A 12,523-nucleotide genomic window follows, 5' to 3' on the forward strand; every position below is an offset into this window, starting at 1 on the left:
CGTGTGCGGCGGGCCCCACGGCCGGCGGCGGGGCCCGCCGCACACGACGCGGCACCCGCCCCCTGATCCGCAGAGGAGCACACACATGGACGCCATCAAGGCCGGTTTCGTTGGCTTCGGCGAGATCAACACCCCGCGCGAGATCATCACGCGCAAGTGCGCCGAGGCGCGGCGAGTGCTCGAGGGGCAGGGCCTGCAGCTCGTCTGGACCGACCCGGTCAGCGACGACCCCGCCGGGCAGGATGTCGCCCGGGCGAGGGCGGAGCTTGCCGGCCAGGACTTCGACCTGCTCATTCTCTGCCTCGCCGGCTGGATCCCCTCCCATGCCGTCATCGCCATCGCCGACGCCTTCCGGCACAAGCCCATGATCCTGCTGGGCCTCACGGGCTGGGACGAGGGTGGGCGCTTCGTCACCACGGCTGACCAGGCCGGCACGACGGCCCTCCGCAAGCCCATGGCCGACCTGGGCTACACCTTCAAGTACCTCCCGACCTTCCGGGGCGAGGCGCTGCCGGTTGCTGAGGTGATGAGCTACGCCCGCGCCGCCCACGCTGCCGCGGCCCTGCGCGGCGCGCGCATCGGCACCATGGGCTACCGCGACATGCGCCTGTATGGGACCCAGCATGACGGCGTCTCGCTGCGCGGGCGCATCGGCCCGGAAGTCGAGCCGTTCGAGATGCTGGAGATGGTCCAGGCGATGGACCACCTGGACCCGCAGGCCGTCGCCGCGCTGTCGGCCGACGTGGCGCAGCGCTGGTCGTTCGTCAAGCCGCCGCAGCCGGGCACGATCGAGAGCACGGTGAAGCTCTTCCTGGCCGTGCAGCAGAAGGTGCGCGAGCGGTGCTTCCAGGCGGTCTCCCTGATTGACGTGGATGGCGTGAAGAAGCTCCTGGGCTTCGCGCCCGCAGGTGCCTTCATGCTCCTGCACGAGGAGGAGGGCGTCTGCACCGTCCCCGAAAACGACATCCTCGGTGCGGTTACGCAGCTCATGGTCAAGGGCGTCACGGGGCAGGTCGGCGCGTACATGGAGTTCTACGAGTTCCAGCGGGACGGGATGCTCATGGGCGTGCCGGACTACGTGCCCAGCGAGGTCGTGGACGGCCCCGTCACAGTCCTGCCGACGGCCTTCGGGGAGTTCGGCGAGGGTCTGCTCAATGTCTCGCAGTTGAAGACCGGGCCGGTGACGGTGGCGCGCCTCACGCATTGCGGCGACCGCTACGCGATGCACATGGTCACGGGGGAGGCGAAGACGCCGCGGCGGTGGGAGGAGGCCGGCTGGGCCCCGCCCGCTCCGCAACTGCCGAGCCTGGAGATCGTCCTGGACACGCCGGTCGAGCCGTTCATCCAGCAGGTGCTCAGCCAGCATTACATCATCTCGTACGGCGACAACACGGCGGCGCTGGGCGACCTGTGCGCGATCCTGGGCGTGGATGTGATGCCGGTGTGAGCGATCGCGAATTCGACGCCGTCGTCGCCGGCTACACCGGTGTGGACCTGGTCCCGGCTTTCCCCGACACGGCGGCCGTGCCGCTGGCGCAACTGCTGCGTCCGGGGAAGCTGGTTGAGGTGGGGCCGCTGGACATCACGCCCGGGGGCGTTGTGCCCAACACTGGTCTGGCCATGGCCGCGTTCGGGGCGCGTGTCGCCCTGACGGGCCTCCTCGGCCACGACCACCTCGGTGACCTGCTGCTGGGCCTGCTGGACGGGCGCGGCGCCGCGCTGCACCTGCGCCGCACCGACGCCGCCGGCACGGCCTACGGGTTCGTCATCGCCCCGCCCGGCACCGACCGCGTCTTCCTGGAATGCCCCGGCTGCAACGCCACCTTCGGCGCGGCCGATGTGGACTACGACCTCGTCACCCGCAGCCGCCTGTTCCACTTCGGCTACCCGCCGCTCATGCCGCGCCTGTGCGCCGACGACGGGGCCGAACTGGCGGACATGCTCGCTCGCGTGCGCGGCCTCGGGGTCGCCACTGCGCTCGACATGACCCTCCCAGATTCGCAGGGCCCGACCGGGGGCGTGGACTGGCGGGCGCTGCTGGCGCGGGTGCTGCCCCACGTAGACATCTTCACCCCGAGCCTCGAGGAGCTCGTCTTCATGCTGGCCCCCGACCGCTGGGCAACCGGGGCGCCGGCTGACGAACTGCCGGACGCGGACTGCATTTCCCTGGCGGAGCAGGCCGTCGCCCTGGGCGCGCGGATCGTGCTGCTGAAGCTCGGCGAGCGCGGCGGTCTGCTGTGCACCGGCGACACTGCGGCTGTCCAGCTCGCGCTGGACCCGCAGACCTGGAGCCATCAGCGCCTGCCGCTGCCCGCCTTCCCGGCCGACCCGGCGCGCTTCTGCAACGCCTGCGGGGCAGGCGATGCGGCCGTGGGGGCGTTCCTGACTGCCATCCTGAAGGGGGAGACGGCCGCCGCCACCGGGCAGATGGCCATGCTCGCCGGGCGCGACAGCCTGTACGCGGTGGATACGACGTCAGGCCTCAGAACGTGGGGTGAGATGGCGGGCGAGATCACGGCGTCATGAAGCGCCAGCGCAGCTCACCGTACGAGGGCGGGGGGCCCGGTTTGACGACGCGGCTTGCCCCGACCAGAGCGCCCCCGCTGTCGCGTGTCGCCCGCAGCTCCGTCCACGAGTACTCGCCTCGCTCGTAGTCGTACGTCTCGCCGTCATCATCGTAGAGCAGGAACCGTCCCTCGGCCCGGCCGTAGTGCCGCACCTCCAGCCCGCCATCCACCAGCAGGGGTACGATGCCCCCGTCACGGACGAACACCGGGATGCGCTCCAGCCCCGGCGCTACCACGATCTCCTGGCCTCCGTCGTACCAGGCGCCGGTGTAGAAGTCGCACCAGCCGCCGGGGGGCAGCCACACCGTGCGCTCGGCCTCCCCGGCGAACAGCGGCGCCACCAGCAGGCTGTCGCCCATCATGTACTCGTCCTTGATCTCGCGCGGGGGCGGGACCGCGTACGGGTTGGCGGTGGCATCCAGTGCGCCCTGCGCGGGCCGCACCCCGGCCGCCGGTGACGGCGCCCCGCCCTGCTCGAGGGCCAGCGCCCGGAACGGCGGCAGACCCTCGAAGTGGTAGCGCGCGAAGGCCGAGTATAGACAGGGCAGCAGGCGCCGGCGCAGCAGCATCACCTCGCGCACGGCGTCCGCGACTTCGGGGAACGACCACGGCTTGGTGCCGTCGGCCCAGGCGTTGATCATCGCCAGCGGCCCGAAGCACGTCGTCTGCAGCCGCCGCAGCCATTCCTCGGCCGTGGGCGCGCTGCGCGCCTCAGGCGTCCACAGCACGCCGAGGAACCCGCTGTTGCACAGCGCGGTGATGAAGTCGCGATGGCTGTAGCAGTCGTTGTAGATGACGTACGGGTAGCCGACGCCGCCGGCGTTCGTGCCGCGCACGAGGCCATATGTGCGGCGGTTGCGCGCGCGGAACATGCCCGTGAGCATCCGCTGCACCTGCAACCCGTAGGTCTGCCGCATGACCTCGCCGGAATGCCCGGCGGGGAACGTGGCGTGGTCGGGCCACAGCCACGCGTCAATCCCGTCCACTTCGTCAATCTTGTAGCCGCTGACGCCCCGGGCGAGATGCTCGCGGTCGAAGTACGCCGTCGTGGCCTCGGCCGCCGGGGCCAGCGTGTAGTCCGGCACCAGCCCGCACCAGACGGTGTGGGAGCCCGACATGTCCACCAGTTGCTCATACAGCGGCGACCGTGGCGAGACGTACGGGTTCGCCCACAGGTTCACACGGACGCCCTGCGCGGCCAGCCGCGCGCACAGCGCGTCGGGATCGGGGAAGCGCCCTCGGTCCCACTCGTAGGTGCACGGATAGCAGCGGGTCTGCCAGCCGGGCTCGAGGCCGATGACGTCCAGCGGGAACCCGCGTTCGCGGAACTGTACCGCCTCGGCCTCCGTCTCGGCCTGGGTGAAGGCCATCGGCACCCGGTGCCAGAACCCCAGCCCCCACCGTGGCGGCAGGCAGCCGCCCCCGCACAGGAGGTTATACCGCTGCACCGCCAGCAACGGCGTCGGCCCGCCGAAGATGATGACCTCGACGCTGCGGCCGGGCACGGCGACCTCTACCGCATCCGACAGCGGGTTGGGCGTCCACTCCGGGTCGGTGGTGCGGTCGCGGTCGGGCGGCGGGTGCGGCGAGTCGCGCCGCACAGTGGTGCCCGCGTAGACGGTCATCATGCGCTCGCTGTTGATGAGCACAGCGTAGCCGCGACTGGAGACATACACCGGGCACGGGGCGTGCGTGGCGCCGGTGTCGGCAGCGCCGTAGTGGTCCATCCTCAGCCGCCGCACCTTGCCTCGCTGGTGTAGCGACTGGAACTGCAACCCCAGCCCGTAGAGCTGCTCGTCCGGCTCCAGCGGCAGCCGCACTACCACCCGATCGGCCTGTGTCTCCACCGTGATCAGCGCTTGGGGCAGCGGGAAGTCCGTCTCGCCCAGAAGCGCGATCGCCTCCCCCTGCGGCGCGGAGGCGGCGAAGCCGAGGAGCCCGGCTGGTTCCCGCTCGCCCACCGTCGCCGACCACACCCCCGGTGCCTCCTGCTGCCACGTCAATTGCTGGGCCTCAGCCATCGCCTACTGCCCCTTCACATACCGGCACTTGCCCTCGGTCAGCGCCCTCATCGCCTGCCGCGTCTCGGCGGGGTAGTTGTTGTAGTCCACGCATTCGAGGCTGATGCCGTCGGCCCCTACGTCCCACGCCAGCTCCGTCAGCCGCGTCGCCACTTGCGCGAAGCTCTCCCCGGTCGCCTTCATGTACTCCTGGATGCCCGCGCCGTGGTAATTGTACGCCGACACCGGGCACAGCAACTTGCAGTGTCCCCGCGTCACGCCCAGCACCTGCTCATACAGCGCCCGCGTACTGCCATACGGGTCGGCGCGGTCCCAGCCCACGCTGTTGATGACGACCGTGTCCACAAGGCCTTCGCGGACCCAGCGCTGCCAGTCCGCCCCGGCGGTGATGATCGGCTTGTCGCTCAGCGGCGCGATGGCCGGGATGCCCACCATGATCTCGACGCGCCGGCCCTCGGCCCGGGCATGGGCGTGCATCTGCCGGAGCAGCTCCGTGACGTGCCCGGCCACGTGGCGGCACCACTGCGGGTCGGTGGGTGAGGCCGGCGGCTCGGCGCCATACTGACGCCGATAGGCTGCCCTGACCGGCTCGGCGTACTCGAGGGCCGGGGTCCAGCCACCGGTGCGGAAGAAGTCAATGAACACGCTCTGGGCCCCGCGCTCCAGCAACTCGTCGAACAGGCCGAGCTTGTGCTGCACGACCTCGGGGAAGCCCAGGCTGCTCCGGCCGCACCAGGGCACGCCGTCCGCGTTCCGCCCCCAGTACTGCGGGTGGTCCAGGTTCCAGCTCCCGATGGTGAAGCCGGCCCAGTGGTTCTCCTCGAAGGGCCAGTGGACGCCGGGGCGCAGGCCGCGCTCGCGACACATTGCCAGCGCCGAGAGCAGGATGTCGGGCTGCGCGTCGCCATAGCGCACCCAGCCATACAGCGGCACGTTGCTGGGGATGCGACGCTTGTCGAGGGGCTCGTCGCCATGCGCGGAGTCCAGGCGGCTAGGGTAGCGCATGGTCGCCCCGGCGCAGTTGCGCCACAGGATGGTCGTCGCGCCGGTCTCCTGCACATGGTCGAGTATCTTGGCGTTGCCCGCGGGGGTCTCGGTGTCAAACAGCGGCTTGCCGTCTCTGTCGCGGCAGCCCACGAAGTCGAAGTGGTCCACCCAGGCCGCCACCTCGAAGCGCCGGGGCGCGGCGGCCGGTTGGGCCGCCAGCGGCGCTGTGGCGGCGAGCACGACCCACGCCAGCAGCAGCGAGTGTCTCATGGCCGCAGGAACTCCTCCAGGCTGCCGCCCACGCCCTGACTGCGCACGAGCAGCATGGGGTGCACTTCGAGGCTATGCAGCCGCAAGCCCGTGGCGGGCATCGTGTTGTCGAACTGCAGGCCCACGCGGATCTGTGTCGGCGCCGGGTAGGCCATCGTCGCCCCGGTGCCCACCGTCGCCTGCGCCACGTCACCGACGAACAGCTCGACCGTGCCGAGGCGATCGCGTGTGCCCGTGACCGTCAGGCGCTGGCCGGTCGGCAGCGGCCCGGCCGTGCAGGCGCCGACGTACTGCGAGCTGACGGTGCGCGAGCTGAACCACAACCGGTCCCGGTCGTCGAGGTACAGTTGCCAGCCGCGCTGACAGATCGGGTAGTCGCCCACGGCGATCATGCGCAGCGCCTGCGTGTGCCGCTCGACCATCACCTCGGCCCGCACCGAGAAGGACTTGCGGCCGAAGTCGCAGCCCCGGGGCTGCGGCACGGTGATGTAGCCGCCGGGGCCGAAGGTGATGCCGCCGTCGGCCGGTGTCACCGCTCCCACGACCTGGCCGTCATTGCCGGTCCCGCTTTCGTCCTTCATGGTCTGTCCGGCCATCCCGGCGAAGCGGAACTTGAGCACGGGAGGCGCCTGCTCCTCGGCGGTCTGCGGCCGGGGGAGATGCGTGGGGAGCTGCGGGGTGAAGCGGTAGAGCTTGTAGCTCCCGGTGCGGTTGCTCTCGAAGACGAGCTGCTTGCCGTCGGGCGACCAGGCGGGGCTGCGGGCGTTCCCCGGCCCGGTGTCCAGCCGCACAGCCCCGCCGGTCTGCACCTCGATGACGTAGAGGCCCCAGCCCAGGTCGCCGGGCTGGTACCCCGTGCAGGCCAGCCAACGCCCATCCGGCGACCAGCGCGGGCCGTAGCAGGGCCAGGTGGGATCGGTCAGCCGGTAGGCCTGGTCGGGCTGCGCCGTCTTCGCGAGCATGATGGTCCAGTTCGCGCGCAGGCCGCGCATCATCCCGTAGGCGATGAAGCGGCCATCGGGCGAAAGCGCCGGCTGCACCGCCGCGCAGTCGTCGGCATCGCGGGCGATCAGGCGCACGGGCGCGGGCAGCTGCGTCCCGTCGGCGGGCGGCAAGGCGAGCCGGAAGAGGCCCACGGCCGAGGCCTTGAGGTCACGGGTGGAGGAGAAGTGCACGTCGCGGCCGTCGGGGCTGAAAGCGGGGGCGTAGTCGCGGACGAGGCCATCGGTGAGGCGGCGGGACTTGCCGCCAGAGGCGGGGATAGCCATGAGGTTGTAGCCCCGCTCCTGTCCCTGGGCCACCGTGCGTGTGGCCTCACCGAAGCTGTAGACGATCGTGCGCCCGTCGGGCGACCAGGCCGGGTAGAGGGCATTGCCGGGCCCGGCGACCAGCGGCCTGACCGCCCCGGTAGCGATGTCCAACACCTGCAGGTCGGCGTCGCGCCGGATGGTGCGCTGGAACACGAGGCAGCGCCCGTCAGGCGACCAGGCTGCGTCCGTGTCGTCCCCGGGGCCCCGGGTGAGCTGCACCGGGGCCGCCCCCGCGACCACGGCAATGAGGCACAGCGCGCCCGTCAGACCCAGCCTGCGACCGATCATGCGCCCGAGCGTCGGCATGGTCGCCGTCATTCCCTTCCCCGAGTGGTGACACGACGACGCGTGGTACCGTCGGAGCGCGGCTCTCCAGAGCCGCACACGCACGCCACACGGCTTGCGGCTCTGGAGAGCCGCGCTCCAACGACACCGCCTGCCTGAGACAGGTCGCTAGTCCTCGTCGCCCCCGAGCCCCAGACCCCGGCCATCGGGGTAGGCGCGGGCTTCATCCAGCGTCACTACCCCGTCCGCGTTCGCGTCCATCTGCCGGAAGGTGTTCGGCTGGCCCATCTCCTGGGCGGTCAGTCGTCCGTCGCCGTTGGCATCGAGGTCCTTGAAGCGCTGCGCGAGGTCGCCCCGGCCCTCATGCCGCGGGCCGTAGCGTTCCCAGCGCGGCGCCATGAGCTGCGCGTTCCAGGCGTCCCAGGCTGTCTGCATCTCCCGGACCCGATCGGGCTGCTGGGCCGCCACGTTGTGCTTCTCGCCGATGTCGTCGGCCAGGTTGTATAGCTCCCACGTGTCGTGGCCGGGGCCGACGACGAGTTTCCACTCGTCCCGGCGAATGGCGCGCTGGGTCTGGAAGCGCCAGTACAGCGTGTCGTGCGGCTGGCCGGTGGCCTGCCCGGTCAGGTACGGCAGGAGATTGGCGCCATCAAGCTGCCAGTGGGGCAGCAACTGCTGGCCGGCGGCGGACAGGGCGGTAGCGGCGATGTCCAGCGAGATCACGGGCCGGTGGCAGGTCTGGCCCACGGGGATGTGGCCGGGCCATTGTGCCATGAAGGGGATGCGGATGCCGCCTTCCCATATCTGGCGCTTGCCGCCGCGCAGCGCCCCGTTGCTCGAGGTCGTCATGCCGGGCGGCCCCCCGTTGTCGCTCAGGAAGAACAGCAGCGTGTCCTGCTCCAGGTTCAGTCGGCGCAAGGTGTCCAGGACGCGCCCCACGTTGTCATCCATGGCTGTCTGCATGGCCGCGAAGACCCGGCGCTTGCCGCGCAGGCCGTGGATGCGGGCGCGGTACGCGTCCGGCGCCTGCAGCGGCGCATGGACGGCGTTGAGAGCCAGGTACAGGAAGAACGGCGCCTCCTGGCGGCGCTCGATGAAGGCGACGGCCTCGCGCCCGAAGGCGTCGGTCAGGTACTCCTTCTCGTTCACCGGCTCGTTCCCGCGCAGGATGTTGTCAAAGCCCCGGGTGCCGGGCAGGTAGGCATTGGCGCCGCCCAGGAAGCCGTAGAACTCGTCGAAGCCCCGGCGCGTCGGCTGCAGCTCCGGGCGCAGGCCCAGGTGCCACTTGCCCACGATCCCGGTGGCATAGCCGGCGCGACGCAGCCGCTCCGCCAGCGTCGTCTCGGTGCGGGGCAGGCCGAAGGTCGCGTCAGGGGTGGGCGCAGGGTTATCCTCGAAGCCGAAGCGCTGCTGGTAGCGGCCGGTCATCAGCCCGGCGCGCGCCGGCGCGCACAGGGGGCAGGACACGTAGCCGTCGGTGAAGCGCACCCCGTTGGCGGCGATGGAGTCGATGCGCGGAGTGGCGATGTCGTGGCAGCCCTGCGCGCTCAGTTCGCCGTAGCCGAGGTCATCCACGAGAATGACGATGATGTTGGGCAGGCGGGCAGGGGTCGCCCAGACCGCCCGCGACAGCGCCAACCCGGCCGCGCCAGCGCCCAGGGCGCCGAGGAAATCACGTCGGTCCATGAAGCCAGTCTCCTAATGGTCAGCCCCCCGGCGGTGAGGCAACAGGTGCATCAACACCGCCGTGCGCCGGCGGTGTTCCCCCTAGCCGCGGCGTGGCTCATGGCCCCACGAGCTGCACCGGCCCGGCGAACGTGATGGTCAGGTCCAGGTGGAAGCGGTCGTCGGCGGTGACGTCCCGTCCCTGGTCGTCGGAGATGGCCGGCAGCCGGATCTCGTACACGGGGCGCTCCCACTTGCGCAGGTCCTGCATCATGACATCGGCCGCCGCGCGCAGGTCGAGCGTGATCGCCTCCGGGGCGTTCCGAGCAACCTCCAGCCGGGCCGCCTCCCCTCCCCAGCCGTTGAACGGTTGGTCGGCCGGGAAGCCGATGAGGTCGGGCTCGCCCTCCGCGCGCGAGACCGCCACCTCCTTGCCCGCATACACCGCCACCGGCAGGCACAGCGAGAACTGCAGGCCATTGAGCTTCATGACCTTCGTGGGGACCACGTCATACTCCAGTTGCAGGCCCCGCGGCAGCGTCTTCACGCTCTCGATGTAGCGCAGGGCGCCGCCGTCGGTGTTCGGGATCGGCAGCGTCCCGACGAAGCGCTTGCCGGCCTGGTCGGGCAGGTCAGACACTTGCGCGGTGGCTGTCGCCTGCGGGGCGTGTTTCCACTGGGGGCCGTGGGCGTTCAGCTCGATCACGCCCAGCTCCACGCCGCCACGGCTGATCGTCGCCGCGCCACTCTGATCCAGCTTCGCCGACACGGCGTCTTCCGCCGCCAGGCCGCCGGTCACCGCCACCAGCACCGCCACGGCCGCGCCCCCCACAGCCCAAGCGAGGCGCAGGTTGCCCATGCTGTCACCTTCTCTCCGGTACTCCCCCGGCCGGGGCGCTCACGGCCGCACGACCTCAAACGGCAGGGGCGGCAGCACCCCGAGCGACACGCGCTCGTGCGCCAGCGCCGCCCTGTCGGCCGGCCCGCCTCCGGGCACTTCGGTCGAGACATCCAGAATCAGGTTGCCCGCGTCCCCCACGTGGGCGATGATCGCGTCCGCCTGCAGCGTGATCGCCAGACCGGACGGTGTGACCCGCACGCCCTGCACCGTGAGGCCTCGCGGATGACTTGCCAGCTCCACGCGGAGAGCCGACAGGGCCGTCCGGCGGGCATCGCCCAGCACCGGCGGGGCCTGCAGTTGCACCTGGACGGTCCCGCCCTGCGGCAAACGCACCGGCCCGGCGGAGGCCCACCTCACCCCCGGGAGCAGCGGGCGCCAGATGGCGGGCACCGGACGGGGGCGCGGAATGGCCACCAGGAACTCCTGCTGGGGCACAAGATGCCAGTACGCAAAGGCCTGCATCATCTTCTCGGCCGGCACGGCCGGGCGGGTGAGGGTCGTCCCGCCGCTCTGGGCGCTGCCCTCGAACTGCAGCACAAAGGCCTGCCGGGGCACATCCCGCGGCGCGGCGACCGTCATGTCCGCGGTGTCCTTGTCCCCCGCAATGCGCACCGGCCTGGCGGTGAACCCCGCCGGGGCGTCCTTGAGAACCACATCAATGTCCCCGGCGAGGCCATCGCGTCGTATGGCCTGGACCGTCACGGTACCCGACCGGCCGGGCCCCAGCGCCAGGCCCGCGGGCGTGACGCGCAGGACGAAGTCTGGCCGGGGCGGCCCGAGCCGCAGGCGGTAGGCGCACTCGTCCCCGCCCTGGCCCTGCACATCCGACAGGGCCAGCACATAGTCGCCATCCACGGGCAGCTTCACCCGCACGACCGAATCCGCCTGATGGGCCACCAGGCCTGCCGCCGGGTCGTCGGTGTCGTCGTTGGCAACCACCAGCGCGCCGTCCGGGCCGGTCAACTGCAGGAGCGAGTCCACCGGCGAGCCCAGCCGCCGCGCCAGGACCTCGGCCACGACCTCCTCCCCGGCCCGCCCTGCGAACCGGAAGCAGTCCACGTCGCCGGGCTGGCCGATGCGGCCGTTGAGGACGACTGGCGGCGACACCAACTGCGGGGCGGCGGCGCTGTCGTTCGGTTCGGCTTCCAGCGTCTCGGGGAGTGTGTCCACGGCGTACGGCAGCTCATTGCCCAGGCCCCGGGCCTGGGGCAGGCGCGTCTGGCGGACAGCCCCCCCGCCGGGCGCGGTGTCCAGCGACAGCCTGGCGGTCGGGAGGTTCCATCCCGCGACAGCGACCGTGGCCGCAGTGCCCTCGCGGGCTCCGAGCGGGAACATGCGCGTCACGAAGGGTAGTTCGCCCACGGCGACGCGATAGACAAAGTCATCCCGCCCGCGGTAGATGGCGTCGCGCACTTCGAGCGCATACACGCCCTCCGCCGGGGCCTTGTACATCAGCACGGGGTCGGGGTCGGAGCCGTTGTCGTCGGCATAGGCGACCGCGCGCCTCTGCGGGTCAAGCAGCGCCACGACCGGCTGGAACCAGCCGGGCACGGCGTCGGCCAGGTACGGCACGAGCCGCCGGGCCTGCACGCGGATCACGGTCTGCCGCCCCTGCCGCAGCCGGACGTGGAAGCGATCCTCTTCGCCCGGCATGATCTGACCGTTGAGGACAGCGGGCAGTTCCACGGTGGTCGCAATGGGCTCAGCCGCGTCCTCCTCGCGCACTTCCGGCAGCGTCCCGACCTGGAACAGCATGGGGTTGGTCAGGCCGCGCGGTGTCGCCAGCCGCAGCTCCCGGTCGCCGGGCGGGGCGTCCGGGGCGATGCTGATCTCCAGTTGCACCTGGTCGGCGATCTGCGTGTTGGGCTGCTGGCGGGGATCGAACAGGCGCTGGCGCAGCCGCGCCAACTCCCCCCGGCTCTTGTGGTCCAGGTCGCGCAGCCACGGGTGATCGGGCAGCTCCGGCGGGTCGTCGGATTGGGCGGCGGTGCGCATCGTCGCCAGGCTCCAGCGCCGCCGCACCAGCTCGCGCAGGAACCAGTCCGCATCGCGCAACTCGTTGTTGCCCAGCGGGCGGACGTACTCAAGGACCGCGGCGCGCACACCCGTCCCGGAGACATAGGCTTCGTCGGCCCCGGCGAGGAGCTGTCCGCCGACCACAACGCGGCAAGTCGTGCCCTGGCGGCTGCCCGCGGGGTAGACGTAGCCGATGTGCGGGCCGCTGGACTGCGCCCACGCGCCGCTGAGGGAGGCCGCGAGCAGGACCGCTACCCAGAGGCCCCCCTGGCTTGTGGCAGTGGCTTTCATGCTGACGGTGGCTGACGCACCTGACCACGAGGCTGGGGGAAGGTTCGCTATCGCCCTCGCCCTTTCCTGTCGCCCCGGCTGTCCGGGGCCTACCACACTAAGGACATTTCGGCCCGGCACAAGGGTTCGCCGCTTGGGGCGGGAACTAGGGCGCACTGACTTGCATAGGCTCGCGTGTTAGCGGAGACAGGTCGTGGGTGTCCCGGGTTT

The 12,523-nt window shown here is 71.3% G+C and carries 8 protein-coding genes; 2 read left to right on the forward strand and 6 right to left on the reverse strand.

The genetic code is table 11. From position 1 onward, the window contains the following. The first annotated feature begins 85 nt into the window (after positions 1 to 85). A complete protein-coding gene (locus LLH23_15205; protein MCE5239813.1) occupies positions 86 to 1,447 on the forward strand; it encodes a hypothetical protein in 1,362 nt (453 codons plus the stop codon). Continuing rightward, entirely contained in the window at positions 1,444 to 2,526 is a 1,083-nt protein-coding gene (locus LLH23_15210) for a carbohydrate kinase family protein (GenBank protein ID MCE5239814.1), read from the forward strand. Before LLH23_15205 ends, LLH23_15210 begins: the two co-directional genes overlap by 4 nt. On the opposite strand, the gene LLH23_15215 is transcribed toward LLH23_15210, so the two are convergent. From LLH23_15215 to LLH23_15240, 6 genes are all read right to left on the reverse strand, one after another. Continuing rightward, entirely contained in the window at positions 2,513 to 4,588 is a 2,076-nt protein-coding gene (locus LLH23_15215; protein MCE5239815.1) for a DUF5110 domain-containing protein, read from the reverse strand. The two genes, LLH23_15210 and LLH23_15215, sit on opposite strands and share 14 nt — an antisense overlap. A gap of 3 nt (positions 4,589 to 4,591) precedes the next feature. After that, positions 4,592 to 5,845: a family 10 glycosylhydrolase gene (locus tag LLH23_15220; GenBank protein ID MCE5239816.1), complete on the reverse strand. Its 1,254-nt coding sequence runs from the start codon at positions 5,843 to 5,845 to the stop codon at positions 4,592 to 4,594. Then, positions 5,842 to 7,461, reverse strand: coding sequence for a hypothetical protein (locus tag LLH23_15225; protein MCE5239817.1), 1,620 nt, complete (start codon positions 7,459 to 7,461; stop codon positions 5,842 to 5,844). Before LLH23_15225 ends, LLH23_15220 begins: the two co-directional genes overlap by 4 nt. 147 nt (positions 7,462 to 7,608) lie before the next feature. Beyond that, positions 7,609 to 9,126, reverse strand: coding sequence for a sulfatase-like hydrolase/transferase (locus tag LLH23_15230; protein ID MCE5239818.1), 1,518 nt, complete (start codon positions 9,124 to 9,126; stop codon positions 7,609 to 7,611). Positions 9,127 to 9,223: 97 nt separating this feature from the next. Continuing rightward, entirely contained in the window at positions 9,224 to 9,964 is a 741-nt protein-coding gene (locus LLH23_15235) for a hypothetical protein (GenBank protein ID MCE5239819.1), read from the reverse strand. Positions 9,965 to 10,003: 39 nt separating this feature from the next. Then, complete coding sequence (locus LLH23_15240) at positions 10,004 to 12,313, reverse strand: PPC domain-containing protein (GenBank protein MCE5239820.1); 2,310 nt, start codon at positions 12,311 to 12,313, stop codon at positions 10,004 to 10,006. Between the last annotated feature and the right edge of the window lie 210 nt (positions 12,314 to 12,523).

The organism is bacterium (assembly GCA_021372615.1).
GTDB lineage: Bacteria > Armatimonadota > Zipacnadia > Zipacnadales > UBA11051 > JAJFUB01.